Genomic DNA, 20,172 nt, shown 5'->3' with positions numbered 1-20,172 from the left:
AGGCTCCGATGACGCAGCTGCGTGACCTGAAAATTTCCACCCTCGACCTTGTGCCCGTACGCGCCGATGGCGGGCCGGCGCAGTCGCTGCGTAACTCGCTGGACCTTGCACAGCACGCGGAACGCTTCGGCTACAACCGCTTCTGGGTGGCCGAGCACCACAACATGGATGGCATTGCCAGTTCCGCGACCTCGGTGTTGCTCGGCTACCTGGCGGGCGGTACCTCGACCATTCGTGTCGGTTCCGGTGGCGTGATGCTGCCCAACCACGCGCCACTGGTGATCGCCGAACAGTTCGGCACCTTGGCCAGCCTGTACCCAGGCCGCATCGACCTGGGCCTGGGCCGCGCCCCTGGTTCCGACCAGATGACCGCCCGGGCCCTGCGCCGCGAGCGCTCCGGCAGCGCGGACGACTTCCCCGATGACGTCGAAGAGCTGTCGCGCTACCTCGGCCCGCGCACCGATGATCAAAAAGTGATCGCCGTGCCGGGGCATGACACCGAGGTGCCAATGTGGCTGCTCGGCTCAAGCCTGTTCAGTGCGCAGTTGGCCGGCATGCGCGGTATGCCCTATGCGTTCGCCTCGCATTTTGCGCCGCGCTACATGCACGAGGCGATCCGCGTCTATCGCAACCATTTCAAGCCCTCCACCACGCTGGACAAGCCTTATGTGATGCTCGGTATTCCCATGGTGGTGGCCGACACCGACGCGCACGCCGAGTACTTGGCCACGTCGGTGTACCAGCGCATTCTTGCCCTGATTCGCGGGCAGAGCCTGATGCAGCGTCCGCCCGTACCAAGCATGGATGGGCTGTGGCTACCCCACGAGCGCGATGCGGTGATGAGCTTCCTCGGCCTGGCGATGATTGGCAGCCCGCAGAAGGTGCGGGCCAACGTCGAGGTGCTACTGGAACAGACCGGCGCGGATGAGCTGATCTTCACTTGCGACTTGTATGAGCATGCGGACCGGGTCAGGTCCTATGAACTGATGGCGCAGGCCTTGAAGACTGCGTAGCCGCGCGTTACGGGTAACCCGCCCCACAGGCCGTGGAGGCGGGCTTGCCCGCGAAAGGGGCGCCGTTCAGCCGCGTCGGTAGACAATTTCCTTGGTGCCACCTTCACAGCTGCCAATCACCTTGCCCGCTGGTTCGCCTTTCTTGACGATCTCCAGCTTGTAGCCTTTTACATCCTTGGCATCCAGCTTGGCGGCAATCTCGGCCTTGAGCTCTTCACACGGCTTGCCCGCCGCCAGCGCACCACCCGCCAGTGCCATCAGGCCCGCCGCCAGAATCAGTTTCTTCATCGATCGCTTTCCTTGTACAGATGAAAATCAAGAGGGCGCCGGCAACGGCGCCCCCTCTCTATTACCCCATCTTGCCGGCGCCAGCTAGCCCGGCACTGTTTCAGCTATTAGCAATCCGAAACCCAACCTTGAGCGTGACCTGGAAGTGCGCCGCCTTGTTGTCACGGATATGACCCCGGGTGTCGATCACTTCAAACCATTCCAGGTGCTTGATGCTCTTGCCCGCTTCGGCCAGGGCATTGTTGATCGCGTCCTCGATGCTGGTGGGCGACGACCCAACCAGTTCGATCTTCTTTTACGTGTGATGATCGGACATGTGCACTCTCCTTGGATGACGGTGAAATTGAGCCTAGCAGCGCAGGCTTGGTTTACCTGCGAGCCGTCGCCAGGGATGAAAGTTCGATCGCACTTTCGCCACGCGGTGCAGTCGCAACTCTTACAGCCCATCCCCGAAGGAGAGTCAACATGCACCGCAACTCGCTGCGTAAAACATCCCTGGAAAGCATGGAAGCCGAGATCGAAAGCCTTCTGAAATCGCTGGAAAACCTCAAACACGATGCCTCGGAGGAGTCCCAGAAGTCGGTGAAGGCAATCCGCAGCAACGCCGAGAGCGCACTCAAACATTCGCGCAGCCTGCTGAGCGACGCCTACGAGGAAGTGAAGACCCGCACTCGCCAAACCGGTATCGCCACCCGTGACTACGCCCAGGAGCACCCCATCACCACCGCCGGGGTAGCCGTGGGTGCCTTGGGCCTGCTGGCGGCATGGCTGCTGTACAAGCGCAACTAAGCGATCTGCAGCCGCAATTCCTGGCGCAGCCATTGCGCCAGTTGCTCGGCGCGCCCATCCGCGGCGCGCCGTGGCACCCACAGCGCCAGCGCGGCGTGCGTGGGTGAAAAGCCCCAAGGGGCCGCCAACCGCCCAGCCCGCAGATCATCCGCCACCAACTGCTGCGGCGCGATCGCGACCCCCAGCCCAGCCACTGCGGCCTCCAGCAGGTAGTACAAGTGTTCGAAGGCCTGGCCGAACGGCAATGCGCCCGGCTCGAGCCCATGCTGCGCCGCCCACGCAGGCCACGCCTGCGGGCGTGAGGTGGTGTGCAGCAGCGACTCGCCCAGCAAAGCCTGGGGCGCCGCGCCGCGCAAACGCTCGAAACCGGCGAAGTGGGGGCTGAGCACCGGCCCGATGCGTTCTTCGGCTAACACGTGCACCTGCATGTCCGCCGGCCACGGTGGCTCGGCAAACACCAGCAAGGCGTCCAGGCCTGGGCGCCGCGGGTCCAGGTCGCCTTCCCCGGCAGACAGGTGCAAGCGCAGCTCCGGCAGGTCGGCCTTGAGCCGCCCGAGCCTGGGGATGAACCACCGCGCCAGCAGGCTGCCAGAACAGCCAAGGACGAACGGCGCCTCGCTGTTATCCCGGCTCAACTCGGCACACACGCCCCGCAACCTGTCGAATGCCTCGCCACTGGCATCGCGCAGGCGCATGCCGGCATCTGTGAGTTTGATGCCGCGGCCATCCTTGACGAACAGGGCAATGCCCAAGTGTTCTTCAAGCACTTTGATCTGCCGGCTGACCGCGCCGTGCGTCACATGCAGCGCTTCGGCCGCCTGGCTGACGCTGTTAAGCCGGGCAGTCGCCTCGAAGGCCCGAAGGGCATTGAGCGGGGGAAGGTCCTGGGCCATTGTCTTGTGAGTTTTCCTGACAGGTTTGCGCAATCTTATCGGTTTTCAGACGGGCGTTGCGTGGTTAGAGTAAAGCCCATCACTCATTCATTACGCCTTGGAGCGCCCCATGACCCAGACTCAATACCGCCCTGGCCCAGACGCCAACGGCCTGTTCGGCTCGTTCGGCGGCCGCTACGTGGCAGAAACCCTGATGCCACTGGTACTGGACCTGGCCCGCGAATACGAAGCCGCCAAGGCCGACCCGAAGTTCCTTGAAGAGCTGGCCTACTTCCAGCGCGATTACATCGGCCGCCCGAACCCGCTGTACTTCGCCGAGCGCTTGACCGAGCACTGTGGCGGGGCAAAAATCTTCTTCAAGCGTGAAGAGCTCAACCACACCGGCGCGCACAAGGTGAACAACTGCATCGGCCAGGTGCTACTGGCCAAGCGCATGGGCAAAAAGCGCCTGATCGCCGAAACCGGTGCCGGCATGCACGGCGTGGCCACCGCCACCGTCGCCGCCCGCTTCGGCCTGCCTTGTGTGATCTACATGGGCGCCACCGACATCGAGCGCCAGCAGGCCAACGTGTTCCGCATGAAGCTGCTGGGCGCCGAAATCGTCCCGGTCACCGCCGGTACTGGCACCCTGAAAGACGCCATGAACGAGGCCCTGCGCGACTGGGTCACCAACGTCGAAGACACCTTCTACCTGATCGGCACCGTCGCCGGCCCGCACCCGTACCCGGCCATGGTCCGCGACTTCCAGTCGATCATCGGCAAGGAGACCCGTGCCCAGTTGCAAGAGAAGGAAGGGCGCCTGCCCGACAGCCTGGTGGCCTGCGTCGGTGGCGGCTCCAACGCCATGGGCCTGTTCCACGAATTCCTTGAAGAGCCAAGCGTGCAGATCATCGGCGTCGAAGCCGGCGGCCATGGCGTGCACACCGACAAACACGCCGCCAGCCTGAACGGCGGCGTACCCGGCGTGCTGCACGGTAACCGCACCTACCTGCTGCAGGACGCTGACGGCCAGATCACCGACGCCCACTCGATTTCCGCCGGCCTCGACTACCCAGGCATCGGCCCGGAGCACGCTTACCTGCATGAAGTGAAGCGCGTCGAGTACGTCAGCATCACCGACGACGAAGCGCTCGATGCGTTCCACGCCACCTGCCGCCTGGAAGGTATCATCCCGGCCCTGGAAAGCTCCCACGCCCTGGCCGAGGCGATCAAGCGCGCACCGAAGCTGCCCAAGGACCACCTGATGGTCGTGTGCCTGTCCGGGCGCGGCGACAAAGACATGCAAACCGTGATGAACCACATGGCCGCCCAGGAGAAACAGGCATGAGCCGTCTTGAACAACGCTTCGCCGCACTCAAGGCCGAAGGCCGTTCGGCACTGGTCACCTTTGTTACCGCGGGCGACCCGGGCTATGACGCTTCGCTGCGCATCCTCAAGGGCCTGCCGGAAGCCGGCGCCGACGTGATCGAGCTGGGCATGCCGTTCACCGACCCGATGGCCGATGGCGTGGCCATTCAGTTAGCGACCCTGCGTGCACTGGAAGCCGGCCAGACCTTGGCCAAGACCCTGCAGATGGTTCGTGAATTCCGCGTGGGCAACCAGGCCACGCCGATCGTGCTGATGGGTTACTACAACCCGATCCACCGCTTTGGCGTCGAAAAGTTCGTGGCAGAAGCCAAGGAAGCCGGCGTCGATGGCCTGATCATCGTCGACCTGCCGCCCGAGCATGATGCCGAGCTGGCCACCCCGGCTCAGGCTTCGGGCATCGACTTCATCCGCCTGACTACCCCGACCACCGACGACGCACGCCTGCCGCGTGTGCTGGAGCGCAGCTCCGGGTTCGTCTATTACGTGTCCGTCGCCGGTGTGACCGGCGCGGGCTCGGCAACCACCGAGCACGTGACCGAAGCCATTGCCCGCCTGCGTCGGCATACCGACCTGCCGATCAGCGTTGGTTTCGGCATTCGTACCCCGGAGCAGGCTGCGAACATCGCCCGCCTGGCCGATGGTGTGGTGGTGGGGTCGGCGCTGGTCGACAAGATCGCTCATGCCAAGGATGCCGATCAGGCCGTCAATGATGTGCTGAGCCTGTGCTCGGCGTTGGCTGAAGGGGTACGCGGCGCCCGCCGTTGATTGGCGTTGCATTCTTCGCGGGGCAAGCCCGCTCCCACAGGTTCACTGCAATCTGTCAGAAAGCACTCGACCTGTCGGAGCGGGCTTGCCCCGCGAATGGCCGCATAGCGGCCCCCATCTAACCGCCAAAAATCGACAGCTTCAGCGGCCGCACAGCCCCCATCCAGATCGCATGATCCCTGTGATCGGCCAGCTCATCCCCGGTCAGCGGATGCAGAAACACCACCAACCCTTTCCGATAAAGCGCCAACCAAGGCAACACCACCCCCACCACTTCAGGCCCGAACGCCAGCTGGCAACTCCAGTCCGGATGCGGCCCCACCGGTTGCTGGTGCATGCGCCCCATGGTCACGGGGAACAGCCGCGCCGCCTCCTCGCACAGTTCTCGCGCCTGCTCGAAGGTCGATGCGTCGTAGTACACGTGGGCGTGATAGCCCTTGATCCTTTGCACGATAACTCCTGATTGCGGTCAAACCATCACCCCCTGCAAAGGAAGTGATGCAGTGAAAAACGCCGAAACCCCAGTATTCAAGCTGGTCCTGTTCGGGGCCGAGTCCAGCCTTGGCAGTGCGCTGATTACCGAGCTGCTGTCACGCCAGCACGAAGTGACCGCCGTGGTCGATGACCTCAACCGCCATGCGCCACGCCCTGGTCTGCATTTCAAGATAGGCGGGCTGGCGAGTGCCGACCAGGCAGAGCAGGGTGCCGCAGGTGGCTCAGCGGTAGTTGCCTTGGTGTCAGCCTTGGCACCCGGTGACCTGCCTGCGCAATGGCAGATGAGCGAAGCGCTGATGGCCGGGCTTGCGCGTACGACTATACGCCGGCTGTTGCTGGTGGGCGATTTCGATGTGCTGGACAGGCCAGGCGATTACAGCGATGAAGCACGCGAAGGCGTGGACCAGGTTGTCGATGGGTTGCAGCGCAGCGCGTTGCACTGGACCCTGATCAATGCACCCCAGACGTTGGTCGACCTGGAGAGGGTAGCGGCGGGTATGGCCGATATGCTGGACCTAGGGTTGCATCGGGACGAGCATTTGAACTTCGTGGTGTAGATCGCCGGGGCTGCTGTGCAGCCCCAAAATCTCACCCCCCCCGCTCATCCTCCAGCCAATCGACAAACCGCTCAATCAGCGCCCCACGCCGCTTGCGCGGTGGCAAAACCGCGTAATACCCACGTTCCGAGCGCAAACTCCCTTCCAAAGGCCGACACAGCAGCCCCTGTTCAACCAGCCCATCGACCAGGTGCCCCCAGCCAATCGCTACCCCTTGCCCGGCAATCGCCGCCTGGATCAGCAAGGTGTAGTTATCAAAACGCAACTGCCCCGGCGGCGGTGGGCTGTTTACGCCAAACCCACGAAACACACCCGCCCAATCAAACCAGCGGCTGGCCTGCTCACCGCGCAGGTGAAGCAACGGCAAACGCTGCAAAGCCACGGCTGACAAGGGTTTGCCATGAGTCAGGCGGGGGCTGCAGACGGGGAATACCTCCTCATCGAACAACCACCGGCTCTCGCCTTGATGAAAACGCCCATCACCAAACAGCACCGCCACATCGATATCCGTCCGCAGCATCGCCTGGCTGCGCTCACCCGTTACCAGGCTCACATCCACCTGTGGATAAGCTTCATGAAAGCGTTGCAACCGGGGCATCAACCAAAACGCCGCGAAGGCGAAGTCGGTCGCCACCTGAAGCACCTCGCGCTGGCCTCGCCCGCTGGCCAGGGCAAGCCCATCGTCCATGGCCAACAGCCCTTGGTGCACCTGTTCGAACAGCAATTGGCCGGCCTCGGTCAGCGCAATGCCCCGGTAGATCCGGTCGAACAGCCGGGTACCCAGCTGGGCCTCCAGGCGCTTCACCTGCTGGCTCACGGCGGGCTGCGTGGTCCCCAGCTCAAGCGCTGCGGCCGTAAAGCCACGCAAGCGTGCCGCGGCCTCGAACACACGCAGGGTATCGAGCGACAGCTCGCCAAGGCGCTCAAACATAAGCTCAGCTAATCCCAGTCATTGCCCGCCATGGGCTTTACCCATGTTATCCACAGTCGCATCTTGGTAGGCAAGCGGTTCGCATAACCTTCAACGATGGAAGCCAACCATGACGCGCCCGAATATCCTGTTCATCATGGCCGACCAAATGGCCGCGCCCCTGCTGCCGATCTACGCCCCTTCGCCCATCCAGATGCCAAACCTCGCCCGCCTCGCCGACCAGGCGGTGGTGTTCGACTCGGCGTACTGCAACAGCCCGCTGTGCGCACCGTCGCGCTTCACCCTGGTCAGCGGCCAGTTACCCAGCCGGATTGGCGCTTACGACAACGCCGCTGACTTCCCCGCCGATGTGCCCACCTACGCCCATTACTTGCGCCGTCTCGGCTACCGCACTGCGCTGTCGGGCAAGATGCACTTCTGCGGCCCAGACCAGTTGCACGGCTACGAAGAGCGCCTGACCAGCGATATCTACCCCGCCGATTACGGCTGGGCCGTGAACTGGGACGCCCCGGACGAGCGCCCGAGCTGGTACCACAACATGTCGTCGGTGCTGCAGGCCGGCCCATGCGTGCGCACCAACCAGCTGGATTTTGACGAGGAGGTGGTGTTCAAAGCCCGCCAGTACCTCTACGACCATGTGCGCGAAAACGATGGCCGGCCGTTTTGCCTAACCGTATCGATGACTCACCCCCACGACCCGTACACCATTCCCAAGCGCTACTGGGATCGCTACGAAGGTATGGATATCCCAATGCCCAGCGGCGAGTTTGACCAGCGCGAGCAAGACCCGCACTCGCAGCGCCTGCTCAAGGTCTACGACCTGTGGAACAAGCCCCTGCCTGTGGACAAGATCCGCGATGCCCGCCGCGCCTACTTTGGCGCCTGCAGCTACATCGATGACAACATTGGCCAGCTGCTGCAAACCCTCGAAGAATGCGGCTTGGCGGACGATACGTTGATCGTGTTCTCCGGTGACCACGGCGACATGCTTGGCGAGCGCGGCCTTTGGTACAAGATGCACTGGTTCGAAATGTCGGCGCGCGTGCCATTGCTGATCCACGCCCCCAAACGCTTTGCCGCCGCGCGCGTGAGTGCGTCGGTCTCCACCTGCGACCTGCTGCCGACCCTGGTCGAACTGGCCGGCGGTGCCGTGGACACGTCCCTGCACCTGGACGGCCGCTCGCTGCTGGGCCACCTGCAAGGGCAGGGTGGCCACGACGAGGTCATTGGCGAATACATGGCCGAAGGCACAGTCGGCCCGCTGATGATGATCCGCCGTGGCCCGTACAAGTTCGTGTACAGCGAAGACGACCCATGGCTACTCTATGACCTGAGCCGCGACCCGCACGAGCGGGAGAACCTCGCCAGCAACCCCGACCATCAGGCGCTGCTGCAGGCATTTGCCGATGAAGCCCAGCAGCGCTGGGACATCCCCACCCTGCGCCAACAGGTGCTGGCCAGCCAGCGCCGCCGCCGCCTGGTGGCCGAGGCCCTGGCCATCGGCAAGCTGAAAAGCTGGGACCACCAACCGTTGGTGGACGCCAGCCAACAGTACATGCGCAACCACATCGATCTCGACGACCTCGAGCGCAAGGCCCGTTATCCACAGCCCGCCCCTCTGGATTGAGAAGAGAGTTCGCCATGCAAAAAATCTCCGCCGCTGTGCTTGCCCTGGCCCTCGGCCTGGGCGCTGCCACGGCTCACGCCGAAGACGCGCAATGCAGCACCGTGAAGATGGCCGACCCCGGCTGGAGCGATATTGCCACCACCAATGCCATCGCCCGCCTGCTGCTGGAAAGCCTCGGCTACCAGGTAAAGATCGACAGCCTGGCCGTGCCGATCATCTATGGCGGCCTCAAGGACGGGCGCGTCGATGCCTTCCTCGGCAACTGGATGCCGGCGCACCAGGGGTTTCATGACAAGTTCATCGCCAATGGTGATGTGCAGCAGCTGTCGCGCAACCTTGAAGGCACCGAGTTCACCCTCGCGGTGCCCGACTATGTGTGGAACGCAGGCGTCAAAGACTTCGCCGACCTGCAAAAGCACGCCGACCAGTTCGACAAGAAACTGTATGGGATCGGCGCTGGCGCGCCTGCCAACCTGTCGCTGAAAGAAATCATCGACCAGAACCAGTTCGACCTCGGCCAGTGGAAGCTGGTGGAGTCAAGTGAACAAGCGATGCTCGCGCAAGTGGACCGCGCCGTGAAGAAGCAGCAATTCATCACCTTCCTCGGCTGGACACCGCACCCGATGAACGTGAAGCTGAAGATGCACTACCTCACGGGTGGGGAGAAGTGGTTTGGCAGCAAGGGCCAGGTCTACACCCTGACCCGCAAAGGTTATGCACAGGCGTGCCCGAATACAGCGAAGCTGCTGAGCAACCTGACATTTACCCTGGACATGGAAAACAGCATCATGGCCGAGGTTGTGGATAAAAAAGTGAGCTTCGATGAAGCAGCCAAGGCTTGGGTGAAGGCGCATCCCGAAGTACTGGAAGGGTGGTTGGCTGGGGTCAGCGCCAAGTCCGGTGGCGATGCGAAAGAGGCCGTCACAAGCAAACTGTAATCTCGATAATCACACTCATCCTGTGGGAGCGGGCTTACCCGCGAATGCTCTAGTGAAGCCACCGACGCATTCGCGGGTAAACCCGCTCCCACAGGGGCCGCTACAACACTCGGGAAACTGAAATACTTATGCACCGCCTCATCCAGCTGCTGCCTTTCCTTGCCTGGCTCCCCCGCCAATCGGGCCGCAGCCTGCGCCAGGACCTGCTGGTCGGCCTGAGCGGTGCCATCCTTGCCCTGCCGCAATCCATCGCCTACGCCCTGATCGCCGGCCTGCCCGCCGAATACGGCCTGTTCGCCGCCATCGTCCCGGTGCTCATTGCCTGCTTGTGGGGGTCTTCCTGGCACCTGATCTGCGGCCCGACCGCAGCCATCTCGATCGTCCTCTACGCCAGCGTCAGCCCCCTGGCGGTGCCGGGCAGCGCCGACTACATCACGCTGGTCCTGCTGCTGACATTGCTCGCCGGCATCTTCCAGCTCTTGCTCGGCCTGCTGCGCTTCGGCGCACTGGTCAATTTCGTCTCCCACTCGGTGGTGCTCGGTTTCACTCTCGGCGCCGCCATCGTCATCGCCCTCGGCCAGTTGCCCAACCTGTTGGGCATGGACTTGCCAAGCCAGGCCACGGCGTTGAAAACCGTGCAAGACCTGGCCAGCCACGCCGGGGAGGTCGACCTGCCGTCGCTGATACTGGGGCTGACCACGGTGCTGATCGGCATGGCCTTCAAGCTCTGGCGGCCACGCTGGCCGAGCCTGTTGATAAGCCTGGTCGTGGTCAGCTTGCTGGCCTGGTCACTGCCTGGCTTTTTTGGGCATGTGCCGCGGGTACCTGCCTTCACTGGCCAATTGCCCCCGTTGAGCCCACTGCCGCTACTGGACGTGGAGTTGATGCTGCGGCTGCTGCCGACGGCGGTGGCGGTGGGCATGCTCGGCCTGGTCACCAGCCTGTCGATCGCCCGGTCGCTGTCTGCGCGGTCTGAGCAGCTGATCGACGCCGACCAGGAAATCCGCGCCCAGGGCCTGTCGAACATCGTCGGCGCGTTCTTCTCCGGTTACCTGTCATCAGGCTCTTTCACCCGTTCGGGCTTGAGCTATGACGCCGGCGCCCGCTCACCGCTGGCCGGGGTGTTCTCGGCCCTGTGGGTCGCGCTGTTTGCCGTCGCAGGGGCAGGGCTGATCGCCCACCTGCCGATCCCGGCCATGGCGGGCAGCATCCTGCTGATCTGTTGGGGGTTGGTGGATCACCGTGGCATTCGGGCGCTGTTCCGGGTCAGCCGCTCGGAGTTCCTGGTCATGGCCCTGACCGCCGCCGCAACCTTATTGCTGGAGCTACAGACCGCGATCTATGCCGGGGTGCTGGCTTCGCTGTTCTTTTACCTCAAACGCACGTCCCGGCCACGGGTGCAGCAGAGCCGCGAAGGGCAGGCCGACGTACTGCGGGTGGGCGGGTCGATCTTCTTTGGCGCGGCGCATTACCTGCAGGTGCGCTTGCAGCGCTGCCAGGGGCCGCATGTGGTGATCGATGCGCGGCAGGTAAATTTTATCGATTATTCGGGTGTGGATATGTTGCACCGGGAGGCACGGCGGTTGCGGCGGGCGGGGGGCAGTTTGACCTTGCAGCGGGCCCGGCCGCAGGTGGTCGAGGAATTGCAAAAGTTGGAAGGGGTGGATTTGTGTCCCATCAGGTTTGAAGAGTGAGGTTGGGTTGAGATCTTGGGGCTGCTTTGCAGCCCATCGCAGGCAAGCCAGCTCCTACAAGTACAGCGCCAACCTCGGGCCTTGCGATATCCCTGTAGGAGCTGGCTTGCCTGCGATGGGCCGCGAAGCGGCCCCGACAGCGTCAACCCCGAGCAAGCTGTCGGCGCAGTTCAGCCAGCACCGGCGCCGTATCCGGCCGAATCCCACGCCAGATAAAGAACGCCTCCGCCGCCTGCTCAGCCAGCATCCCCAGCCCATCCAGCACCTTGGCCGCACCTAGGTTGGTAGCCCATTGGCAAAACGGCGTCGGCTCCTTGCCGTACATCATGTCGTAGCAAACCGTGCGCCCGGCCTCGACCAGGCTGTCGGCAATCGGTGGCATCTCGCCCGCCAGGCTTGCCGAGGTGGCGTTGATGATCACGTCCACCGGCTCCTGCAGCCAGCTAAACCCGCTGGCCACCACCGGCCCCAGCTCAGCGAACTCACGCGCCAGTAGCTCGGCCTTTTCTACCGTGCGGTTGGCGATCACCAGCGACTGCGGATCGTGCGCCAGAATCGGCTCCAGCACCCCACGCACTGCACCGCCCGCACCCAAAATGAGGATCCGCTTGCCCGCCAGCTCAACCCCCGCATTCACGGTCAGGTCGCGCACCAGGCCAGCACCGTCAGTGTTGTCCCCCCGCAGCGAGCCATCCGCCAGCTTGCTCAGGGTATTCACCGCACCCGCCCGCTGGGCACGTGGGGTCAGGCTGTCGCACAGGCGGTAGGCTTCTTCCTTGAACGGCACCGTGACATTGCCGCCACTGCCTTGCTTGAAGAAGCCGCGGGCGCAATCGCTGAACTCGTCCAGCGGCGCCAGCAGGGTGGCGTATTCCAGGTCCTGGCCGGTCTGCTCGGCGAACAGGCGGTGGATCAGCGGCGACTTGCTGTGGCCGATGGGGTTACCGAAAACGACGTACTGGTCCATGGGGGCTCCTCGGTTATCCACAGGCTTACTGGGCGAGCCAGTCGCGGTCTTGCAGGAAGTACTCGGTCAGGCGCGCTTCTTCGCTGCCAGGCGCGGCCTTCCAGTCGTAGCCCCAGCGGACCTGCGGCGGCAGCGACATCAGGATCGACTCGGTACGCCCACCCGATTGCAGGCCGAACAAGGTGCCACGGTCGTAGACCAGGTTGAACTCCACGTAGCGACCGCGACGGTACTCTTGGAACTCACGCTGCTCGGCGGTATAGGGCGTGTCCTTGCGGCGTTGGACGATCGGCAGGTAGGCCTCGACAAAGGCATCGCCAATGGCACGGATGAAAGCAAAGCAGGTGTCGAAGTCCCACTCGTTCAGGTCGTCGAAGAACAGCCCGCCAATGCCACGTGGTTCGCCACGGTGCTTGAGGTGGAAGTAGCGGTCGCACCAGGCTTTGTAGCGCGGGTACACGTCAGCGCCGAACGGCGCGCAGGCCTGCTCGGCCACACGGTGCCAGTGGATGCAGTCTTCTTCGTTGCCGTAGTACGGGGTCAGGTCGAAACCGCCGCCGAACCACCACACCGCCTCTTCGCCTTCTTTTTCGGCGATGAAGAAGCGCACATTGGCGTGGGACGTCGGCACATGCGGGTTGTGCGGGTGGATAACCAGCGACACCCCCAGGGCCTCGAAACCACGGCCCGCCAGCTCGGGGCGGTGGGCGCTGGCCGACGGTGGCAGGCCGGCACCGAACACGTGGGAGAAGTTGACCCCGCCTTTCTCGATCACCTTGCCCTCACCGATCACCCGCGTGCGGCCCCCGCCACCGGCTTCACGCGTCCAGGCGTCCTCGACAAAGCGGGCGCCGCCGTCCTCACGTTCAAGGGCGGAGCAGATGCGGTCTTGCAGGTCGAGCAGGTAGGCTTTCACGGCCTCGGTGCGGCTGGTCATCGGGTCACCTGGAGCGGGCAGAGAAGAATTCGCCGCGTAGCATACCACCGGCGGCTGACGCGCCGCAGTTGACGGCGATCAAGCAAAGGCGTCCGATAGAGGGCTGTTACCAATCCCGACAACAGGAGTGCGAGATGGCCAAGCGTATCCAGTTCAGCCAGCATGGCGGCCCGGAAGTTCTGCAGCTTGTAGAGTTCGACCCCGCCCCACCTGGGCCACAGCAGGTCCGCGTGCGTAACCAGGCGATTGGCCTGAACTTCATCGACACCTATTTCCGCAGCGGCTTGTACGCACCGCCATCCTTGCCTTCCGGGCTCGGCACCGAGGCCGCTGGTGTGGTCGAAGCCGTGGGTGAGGGCGTCACCCGCCTGAAAGTCGGTGATCGGGTAGCCCATGCCGGCGGCCCGCTGGGTGCCTACAGCGAAGTGCATACGCTGCCCGAGGCCAACCTGGTCAAGCTGCCGGATAACATCAGCTTTGAGCAGGCAGCGGCGGTGATGCTCAAGGGCCTGACCGTGCAGTACCTGCTCAAGCAGACTTATGCGGTGCAACCGGGCGACGTGATCCTGTTCCATGCCGCTGCCGGTGGCGTGGGTTCGCTGGCCTGCCAATGGGCCAAGGCGCTGGGGGCCAAGTTGATCGGTACTGTCAGCTCCGCTGAGAAGGCCGAGCGGGCCAAGGCGCTGGGGGCATGGGAAACCATCGACTACAGCCATGAAGATGTGGCCAAGCGCGTACTGGAGCTGACCGACGGCAAGAAATGCCCGGTGGTGTACGACGGCGTGGGCGCCGATACCTGGCTGACCTCACTGGACTGCCTGCAGCCACGCGGGTTGATGGTGAGCTTTGGCAATGCTTCGGGCGCGGTGAGCGGGGTGAACCTGGGGATTCTGGCGCAGAAGGGCTCGCTGTATGTCACCCGGCCGACCCTGGCGAGTTATGCCAACAATGCCGAGAACACCCAGGCCATGGCCGATGACCTGTTTGCGATGATTGCGAGTGGGAAGCTGGTTGTGGATATCCAGCAGCGGTATCCGCTGAGTGAGGCGGCCAAGGCGCAGGCAGAGCTGTCGGCGCGCAGGACTGTGGGGTCGACCGTGCTGATCCCCTGAGCCAGACACATTCCCTGTGGGAGCGGGCATGCCCGCGAATCAGCCACTGCGATTGATGGCACCGGCTCTGCCGGTGTTCGCGGGTGAACCCGCTCCCACAGGAACTGCGTCGGCCTTAAACTATAGTGCTATCCCTGTGGGAGCCGGCTTGCCGGCGATTGCGTCAGTACAGGCATTGAGGATTCAACGGACAGCTCCCACAGCATCTGGTTACCAATAGAATTGAGCTGCTCGATAGACGCGCGAAGCCGGCTTGCATTTGTTTGACCTGCAAGCAAGTACACGGTCTCATCTAGGTGAGCTGTCTGACCAGCTTGTCTCTTCATAACTGGCTTACTTCCTCGGCGGCGGTGTCGACTCGATGCCATCGAGTATCGCCTCCACCACACCCTCTGCCATTTCAATCGCATGCAGGTTCGACCAGAACATGCCACGGCCTTCTTCGCGCATATAGTCCAGGGCTTTGTAGCCAGTTTCATAGGCGCTGCGCAGGTATAGGGCGACATGGACCAAGGCGTCTTCAGCGGAAATGTTCGGGTTTACGGTGAAGAGTGGATCATGACCGGCATCGCAACGGCCGAAGGGTCGAGTTGAGGTGCTGGGTAGGGGTGGATCGGGGACTATTTTCTTGACCATTGGAAAATGCTCCACAATGCCGCCGCCAATCACTACCACGTGAATTGGGTGGCGGCTGTACGCGAGGTGGTAGACCCGGGCATTTTCCAAACCAGGCAGGCTCGAAAGCCTCCCGCGCACAGCCGCCATAGACTGTCATGGAAAAGATGCATCCGGGCTACCACACCCGATCGCCAAGTTGTTCGGCGACGGTCTGAAGCCTAGAGACAGGACTTCCCACTGAGAAGGTGATGTTATTCGTTACGAGATGTAGGAGTTTTCCCAAACTGAATGCCGGACAGCCATTTGGATGGAGATCAGAGAAATTCCAGGCGACTCGATCAATTGTAGGAGCGGGCTTGCCCCGCGAACCAGGGCGAAGCCCTGGCCATACACACTGGCCGCCTGGGCTGGCCTCTTCGCGGGGCAAGCCCGCTCCCACAAGGAGGGGTATCGGCGCTTGGCAATTTAGCCCGGCCGAACGATTTCGCCCGTCGCCAGGTTGCGAATTACACTTGGGTTCTTCCGCCCGCCCAACGCCCCGCCCAGTACCAGGTCCAGCTGGCCATGGAAGTACTGCTCCACCCGCAAGCGGCTTTTCGCCGCCGGGCGACCGCCGGGGTTGCACGAGGTGGAAATCAGCGGCCCGACCAGCGCGCACAGCTCACGCACCTGCGGGTGGTCACTGACCCGCAGCGCCACCGTGTCGTGCTGCCCGGTCACCCACTCCGGCAACAGGTCCTGGTGCGGTACCAGCCAGGTGTTCGGGCCTGGCCAGGTGCTGCCCATGCGGTCAATCCAGTCCTCGGGGAAATCTTCGAACAAAAAGTCGAACTGGCGGATATTGTCGGCGATCAGGATCAACCCTTTATCCACAGGCCGCGACTTGAGCGCCAGCAGGCGATACACCGCGTCCTCGTTCCACGGGTCACAGCCCAGGCCCCAGACCGCTTCCGTTGGGTAGGCGATAACCGCGCCCGCCCGGATCTCACGTGCGGCTTGTTGCACACGAAAACTGCTCACCATTGCTGTCTCTCCGCCTATATACCTTGCTTGTGAGCAGTGTACTTAGCCAACGCGGGCAAACCAACGCCCGGCTTCATTGCTGACTCGGCCTTCTAGCTCCAATTCGGTGAGCTGCGCCATCACCTGGGCCAACGGCAGTTCGCTGCAGTGGGCCAGGCTCTCGGTAGTCTGTGGCGCGGCATGCAGCAAGGCGAGCAGGGGGTGATCACGCTGTTCAACAATGGCCGGGGGCAAGTTCTGCCAGCCCTGCAGGCTTTCCAGAATCTGTTCCACGCTCTCCACCAGCAGCGCACCGTCGCGAATCAACTGGTGACAGCCTTTGGCACCTGGGTGGTGGATGGAGCCTGGGATGGCATACACCTCGCGGCCCTGCTCGGCCGCCAAGCGCGCCGTGATCAGCGAGCCACTGGCCAGGCTCGCCTCCACAACCAATACACCCAGCGACAAGCCACTGATGATTCGATTACGCCGCGGAAAATTGCCCGGCAGCGGGCCGGCATCCAGTGGGTACTCGGAAACCAGCGCGCTGCCGCTGTCGATCATCGCCTGGGCAAGCTCGCGATGGCGCTGTGGATAAAGTTTTTGCAGCCCCGTCCCGAGTACCCCAATTGTGCCGCCCCCGGCCTGCAACGCTGCCCGATGAGCGGCACCATCAATACCCAGTGCCAAGCCGCTGGTAATGGTGAAACCCGTCTGCGCCAAGTAGCGGGAAAATGCCCGGGCAGTGTCGAGCGCGGGGGGTGAAGCACGCCTGCTGCCCACAATGGCCAACTGTGGCCTTTCAAGTAATGCGGGGTCGCCAGCGACGAATAGCAACGGCGGCGGGTCGTCGATTTCGGCCAACAGAGCAGGGTAGCCAGGGCTGTCCCACATCAGTAAATGCTGGCCCGGGCGCTCTAACCAGGCCATCGCAGCCAGTGCACCGTCACGCACTTCGGCGCTTCTTCGGGCTTCGATGCTGGCTTGCGGAATACCCAGTGCGCGCCAGGCTGCGGCCGGCGCACTCAGCGCCGAAGAAGCGCTGCCAAAAGCTTTCAGCAGGCTGTGAAAGCGGCGTAACCCAGTGTCCGGCAGGCGGTGCAGGCGCAACCTCGCCTCCAGTTCGGCAGGCGCGCAAGGCGACGAATGGTGGGTCAACATGAGGATCATCCTTGATCGAAACGGGGCCATCGACGTGGCACAACCTGTGGATAACTGTGTTGATAACGCTTTGACAACCTGTCCATCAAATGGGTGATAAGCCGTCCGTTTAAACCCTAGCCGAGCTTTGCCAGGTGCCGAATGCCCCGATTACCTTTATTATGTGTGCTCAGTTTTCAACCGAACGCACAGTGACTGCCCGACCTTATGGCCATCTTGAACATTCTCGAATTCCCGGACCCGCGCCTGCGCACCCTCGCCAAACCGGTGACGGTGTTCGACGACGCCCTGAGCCAGCTGATCGACGACATGTTTGAAACCATGTATGAAGCGCCTGGCATCGGCCTGGCGGCGACCCAGGTCAACGTCCACAAGCAGGTGGTGGTGATGGACCTGAGCGAAGACCGCAGCGAGCCGCGGGTCTTCATCAACCCCGTCGTCGAAGAACTGACCCACGACATGGGCCAGTACCAGGAAGGTTGCCTGTCGGTGCCTGGCTTCTACGAAAACGTCGACCGCCCCCTGCGGGTGCGCGTCAAAGCCCAGGACCGCGACGGCAAGCCGTTCGAGCTCGAAGCCGAAGGCCTGCTGGCCGTGTGCGTGCAGCACGAGTTCGATCACCTCAACGGCAAGCTGTTCGTCGACTACCTGTCCACGCTCAAACGCGACCGGATCAAGAAGAAGCTGGAAAAGCAGCACCGCCAGCAAGCCTGATCCCCACCTTCCAGAAGGCTTGCTCCGGCAAGCCTTTTTCTTTTTTGCAGCGAGAACTCCATGCGCATCGTCTTCGCAGGCACTCCAGAGTTTGCCGCCGAACACCTCAAGGCACTGCTCGACAGCCCCTATGAGATCGTGGCCGTCTACACCCAGCCGGACCGCCCAGCCGGGCGTGGCCAGAAGCTCATGCCGAGCGCGGTCAAGGCACTGGCCGTGGCCCACGACATCCCGGTGCTGCAGCCGCCAACCCTGCGCAATGCCGATGCCCAGGCAGAACTCGCCGCGCTCAAGCCCGACCTGATGGTGGTGGTCGCCTACGGCCTGATCCTGCCCCAGGCCGTGCTGGATATTCCGCGCCTTGGTTGCATCAACAGCCACGCCTCCTTGCTGCCACGCTGGCGCGGAGCGGCGCCGATCCAGCGCGCCGTGGAAGCCGGCGATGCCGAGAGCGGCGTGACCGTGATGCGCATGGAAGCGGGCCTGGACACCGGCCCGATGCTACTCAAGGTGGTCACCCCGATCAGCGCCGAAGACACCGGCGGCACCCTGCATGACCGCCTCGCCGAAATGGGCCCGCCTGCGGTCATTCAAGCCATTGCTGGCCTTGCCGACGGCTCGCTGCTGGGTGAAGCCCAGGATGACGCCCTGGCCACCTATGCCCACAAGCTGAACAAAGACGAAGCACGCATCGACTGGCGCCGCCCGGCCGTGGAGCTGGAGCGCCTGGTGCGTGCCTTCAACCCGTGGCCGGTGTGCCACAGCACCCTGGACGGCGAAAGCGTGAAGGTGCTCGCTGCCACGTTGTCCACAGGCAACGGCGCCCCTGGCGAGATCCTGTCTGCCAGCAAGGACGGCCTGGTAGTCGCCTGCGGTGACCAGGCACTGAGCCTGACCCGCCTGCAACTGCCCGGCGGCAAGGCGCTGAACTTCAGCGACTTGTTCAACAGCCGCCGCGAGAAATTCGCCAACGGCAAGGTGCTCGGCCAATGAACCCACGCCTGGCCGCCGCCCGTGCCTTGGCCGCTGTGCTCAGCGGCAAGGCTTCGCTGAACAGCTCATTGCCGGCACAACTGGACAAGGTCGACGAACGCGACCGGGGCCTGACCCAAGACCTGGCCTTCGGCACCGCCCGCTGGCAGCCGCGCCTCGACCTGCTCGCTGCGCAGTTGCTGCAAAAACCGTTCAAGGCTGCCGATGCCGATGTGCAGGCTTTGATGCTGGTCGGCCTGTACCAGCTGTTCTACACGCGCATTCCGGCGCACGCCGCTATCGGCGAAACCGTGGGTTGCGCCGACAAGCTGAAAAAGCCGTGGGCCAAAGGCCTACTCAACGCCGTGCTGCGCCGCGCACAGCGCGAGGGCGAAGCGCTGCTCGCGGGCATGGAGCGCGACCCGGTGGTGCGCACTGCCCACCCGCGCTGGCTGCAGAAATCGCTGAAGGCCTTCTGGCCCGAGCAATGGGAAGCCATCTGCGCCGCCAACAACGCCCACCCGCCGATGATTTTGCGGGTCAACCGCCGTCACCACAGCCGCGATGCCTACCTGGCCTTGCTGGCTGAGGCCGGTGTGGGCGCCAGCGCCTGCCAGTACAGCCGTGACGGCATCGTGCTGAATGAGCCCTGCGACGTGCGCAGCCTGCCTGGCTTTGCCGAAGGCTGGGTGAGCGTGCAGGACGAAGCCGCGCAGCTGTCCGCTGACCTGCTCGAACTGGCCCCCGGCCAACGCGTGCTCGACGCCTGCTGTGCCCCGGGCGGCAAGACTTGCCACTTGCTCGAGGCCGAAGCTGGCCTGGCGCAGGTGGTGGCCATCGACCTGGAAGCCAAGCGCCTGACCCGCGTGCGCGAGAACCTCGATCGCCTGCAACTGGACGCCGAGCTGATCGCCTGCGATGCCCGCGACACCGCCAGCTGGTGGGACGGCAAAACGTTCCAGCGCATCCTGCTCGACGCCCCGTGCTCGGCCACCGGTGTAATCCGCCGCCACCCGGACATCAAGCTGACCCGTCAGGCCGACGACATTCCGGCCCTGGCCACGTTGCAAGGCGAGCTGCTCGATGCCCTGTGGCCGACCCTGGAAGTGGGCGGCATGCTGCTTTACGCCACCTGCTCGAGCTTGCCGACCGAGAACACCGAGGTGATCGACGCCTTCCTCGCCCGCACCCCGGGCGCCCGTGAGTTGGACCTGGCCACCGAGGCCGGCCTGCGCCAGCCACATGGCCGCCAGTTGCTGGCCCAGGAAGGCGGCCACGACGGGTTCTACTATGCCAAGCTGATCAAGATCGCCGCGTCACGCGGATAAGCA

Annotated in this window: 22 protein-coding genes; 12 read left to right on the top strand and 10 right to left on the bottom strand. The window is 63.6% G+C overall.

Annotation, left to right across the window (positions count from 1 at the left end):
* Nucleotides 1–8 precede the first annotated feature (8 nt).
* Entirely contained in the window at nt 9–1,013 is a 1,005-nt protein-coding gene (locus tag LOY53_RS00210; RefSeq protein ID WP_252826316.1) for an LLM class flavin-dependent oxidoreductase, read from the top strand.
* Nucleotides 1,014–1,079: 66 nt separating this feature from the next.
* Here the strand turns inward: LOY53_RS00210 and LOY53_RS00205 are convergent, their stop codons facing one another.
* Both LOY53_RS00205 and LOY53_RS00200 read right to left on the bottom strand, forming a co-directional pair.
* Complete coding sequence (locus tag LOY53_RS00205) at nt 1,080–1,301, bottom strand: DUF1161 domain-containing protein (RefSeq protein WP_027592029.1); 222 nt, start codon at nt 1,299–1,301, stop codon at nt 1,080–1,082.
* 100 nt (nt 1,302–1,401) lie between these two features.
* Nucleotides 1,402–1,590, bottom strand: coding sequence for a dodecin (locus LOY53_RS00200; RefSeq protein WP_258704189.1), 189 nt, complete (start codon nt 1,588–1,590; stop codon nt 1,402–1,404).
* Between the two features lie 176 nt (nt 1,591–1,766).
* Here LOY53_RS00200 and LOY53_RS00195 point away from each other — a divergent pair, with 176 nt between their 5' ends.
* Nucleotides 1,767–2,090, top strand: a complete 324-nt coding sequence (locus LOY53_RS00195; protein WP_027592031.1) for a YqjD family protein — start codon at nt 1,767–1,769, stop codon at nt 2,088–2,090.
* On the opposite strand, the gene LOY53_RS00190 is transcribed toward LOY53_RS00195, so the two are convergent.
* Nucleotides 2,087–2,983: a LysR family transcriptional regulator gene (locus LOY53_RS00190; RefSeq protein WP_099427986.1), complete on the bottom strand. Its 897-nt coding sequence runs from the start codon at nt 2,981–2,983 to the stop codon at nt 2,087–2,089. The two genes, LOY53_RS00195 and LOY53_RS00190, sit on opposite strands and share 4 nt — an antisense overlap.
* 109 nt (nt 2,984–3,092) lie before the next feature.
* Between LOY53_RS00190 and trpB the strand changes: the two genes are divergently transcribed.
* A complete protein-coding gene (gene trpB, locus LOY53_RS00185) occupies nt 3,093–4,310 on the top strand; it encodes a tryptophan synthase subunit beta (RefSeq protein ID WP_252826315.1) in 1,218 nt (405 codons plus the stop codon).
* Nucleotides 4,307–5,116, top strand: coding sequence for a tryptophan synthase subunit alpha (gene trpA, locus LOY53_RS00180; protein ID WP_186679243.1), 810 nt, complete (start codon nt 4,307–4,309; stop codon nt 5,114–5,116). The genes trpB and trpA overlap by 4 nt, the downstream gene beginning before the upstream one ends.
* Before the next feature lie 118 nt (nt 5,117–5,234).
* Here trpA and LOY53_RS00175 read toward each other — a convergent pair whose 3' ends face one another.
* On the bottom strand, nt 5,235–5,567 hold the full coding sequence (locus LOY53_RS00175; protein ID WP_099452521.1) for a DOPA 4,5-dioxygenase family protein: 333 nt from the start codon (nt 5,565–5,567) through the stop codon (nt 5,235–5,237).
* A 52-nt stretch (nt 5,568–5,619) separates the two neighbouring features.
* On the opposite strand from LOY53_RS00175, the gene LOY53_RS00170 reads away from it, so the two are divergent.
* On the top strand, nt 5,620–6,168 hold the full coding sequence (locus tag LOY53_RS00170) for an NAD(P)H-binding protein (RefSeq protein WP_258703461.1): 549 nt from the start codon (nt 5,620–5,622) through the stop codon (nt 6,166–6,168).
* A 31-nt stretch (nt 6,169–6,199) separates the two neighbouring features.
* Here the strand turns inward: LOY53_RS00170 and LOY53_RS00165 are convergent, their stop codons facing one another.
* A complete protein-coding gene (locus tag LOY53_RS00165) occupies nt 6,200–7,099 on the bottom strand; it encodes a choline sulfate utilization transcriptional regulator (RefSeq protein ID WP_258703460.1) in 900 nt (299 codons plus the stop codon).
* Between the two features lie 109 nt (nt 7,100–7,208).
* Here LOY53_RS00165 and betC point away from each other — a divergent pair, with 109 nt between their 5' ends.
* The 3 genes from betC to LOY53_RS00150 all read left to right on the top strand — a co-directional run bounded on the left by betC (nt 7,209) and on the right by LOY53_RS00150 (nt 11,358).
* The gene (betC, locus tag LOY53_RS00160) at nt 7,209–8,726 is read left to right on the top strand and encodes a choline-sulfatase (protein WP_258703459.1); all 1,518 of its coding nucleotides are present in this window, start codon (nt 7,209–7,211) and stop codon (nt 8,724–8,726) included.
* A 14-nt stretch (nt 8,727–8,740) separates the two neighbouring features.
* Complete coding sequence (gene choX / locus LOY53_RS00155) at nt 8,741–9,664, top strand: choline ABC transporter substrate-binding protein (protein ID WP_258703458.1); 924 nt, start codon at nt 8,741–8,743, stop codon at nt 9,662–9,664.
* A 128-nt stretch (nt 9,665–9,792) separates the two neighbouring features.
* Nucleotides 9,793–11,358, top strand: a complete 1,566-nt coding sequence (locus tag LOY53_RS00150; RefSeq protein ID WP_186679253.1) for a SulP family inorganic anion transporter — start codon at nt 9,793–9,795, stop codon at nt 11,356–11,358.
* Between the two features lie 142 nt (nt 11,359–11,500).
* On the opposite strand, the gene aroE is transcribed toward LOY53_RS00150, so the two are convergent.
* Together aroE and hemF are read right to left on the bottom strand one after the other, a co-directional pair.
* Nucleotides 11,501–12,325, bottom strand: coding sequence for a shikimate dehydrogenase (aroE, locus tag LOY53_RS00145; protein WP_252826310.1), 825 nt, complete (start codon nt 12,323–12,325; stop codon nt 11,501–11,503).
* Nucleotides 12,326–12,350: 25 nt separating this feature from the next.
* Nucleotides 12,351–13,262: an oxygen-dependent coproporphyrinogen oxidase gene (gene hemF, locus LOY53_RS00140; protein WP_027592042.1), complete on the bottom strand. Its 912-nt coding sequence runs from the start codon at nt 13,260–13,262 to the stop codon at nt 12,351–12,353.
* Nucleotides 13,263–13,396: 134 nt separating this feature from the next.
* On the opposite strand from hemF, the gene LOY53_RS00135 reads away from it, so the two are divergent.
* Nucleotides 13,397–14,374 carry an NADPH:quinone reductase gene (locus LOY53_RS00135; RefSeq protein WP_252826309.1) on the top strand — a complete coding sequence of 326 codons (978 nt, stop codon included), beginning with the start codon at nt 13,397–13,399 and terminating at the stop codon, nt 14,372–14,374.
* A 333-nt stretch (nt 14,375–14,707) separates the two neighbouring features.
* Here LOY53_RS00135 and LOY53_RS00130 read toward each other — a convergent pair whose 3' ends face one another.
* The 3 genes from LOY53_RS00130 to dprA all read right to left on the bottom strand — a co-directional run bounded on the left by LOY53_RS00130 (nt 14,708) and on the right by dprA (nt 17,155).
* The gene (locus tag LOY53_RS00130) at nt 14,708–15,010 is read right to left on the bottom strand and encodes a hypothetical protein (protein ID WP_099455767.1); all 303 of its coding nucleotides are present in this window, start codon (nt 15,008–15,010) and stop codon (nt 14,708–14,710) included.
* Nucleotides 15,011–15,457: 447 nt separating this feature from the next.
* Nucleotides 15,458–16,015 (bottom strand): L-threonylcarbamoyladenylate synthase, encoded by a 558-nt coding sequence (locus LOY53_RS00125; protein WP_099427977.1) that lies wholly within the window; start codon nt 16,013–16,015, stop codon nt 15,458–15,460.
* A gap of 42 nt (nt 16,016–16,057) precedes the next feature.
* On the bottom strand, nt 16,058–17,155 hold the full coding sequence (dprA, locus tag LOY53_RS00120) for a DNA-processing protein DprA (protein WP_258703457.1): 1,098 nt from the start codon (nt 17,153–17,155) through the stop codon (nt 16,058–16,060).
* Nucleotides 17,156–17,362: 207 nt separating this feature from the next.
* Here dprA and def point away from each other — a divergent pair, with 207 nt between their 5' ends.
* The 3 genes from def to rsmB are packed head-to-tail and all read left to right on the top strand — an operon-like array spanning nt 17,363 to nt 20,169.
* Entirely contained in the window at nt 17,363–17,869 is a 507-nt protein-coding gene (gene def / locus LOY53_RS00115) for a peptide deformylase (RefSeq protein WP_027592047.1), read from the top strand.
* A 60-nt stretch (nt 17,870–17,929) separates the two neighbouring features.
* On the top strand, nt 17,930–18,862 hold the full coding sequence (gene fmt, locus LOY53_RS00110) for a methionyl-tRNA formyltransferase (RefSeq protein ID WP_099452511.1): 933 nt from the start codon (nt 17,930–17,932) through the stop codon (nt 18,860–18,862).
* Nucleotides 18,859–20,169 (top strand): 16S rRNA (cytosine(967)-C(5))-methyltransferase RsmB, encoded by a 1,311-nt coding sequence (gene rsmB, locus LOY53_RS00105; protein ID WP_027592049.1) that lies wholly within the window; start codon nt 18,859–18,861, stop codon nt 20,167–20,169. Before fmt ends, rsmB begins: the two co-directional genes overlap by 4 nt.
* Nucleotides 20,170–20,172: the final 3 nt, after the last annotated feature.

It is taken from the genome of Pseudomonas sp. B21-031 (genome assembly GCF_024748985.1).
Taxonomy (GTDB): Bacteria; Pseudomonadota; Gammaproteobacteria; order Pseudomonadales; family Pseudomonadaceae; genus Aquipseudomonas; species Aquipseudomonas kermanshahensis.
Note: the sequence above shows the minus strand (reverse complement) of the source record. Positions and strands in the feature narration are given on the sequence as shown.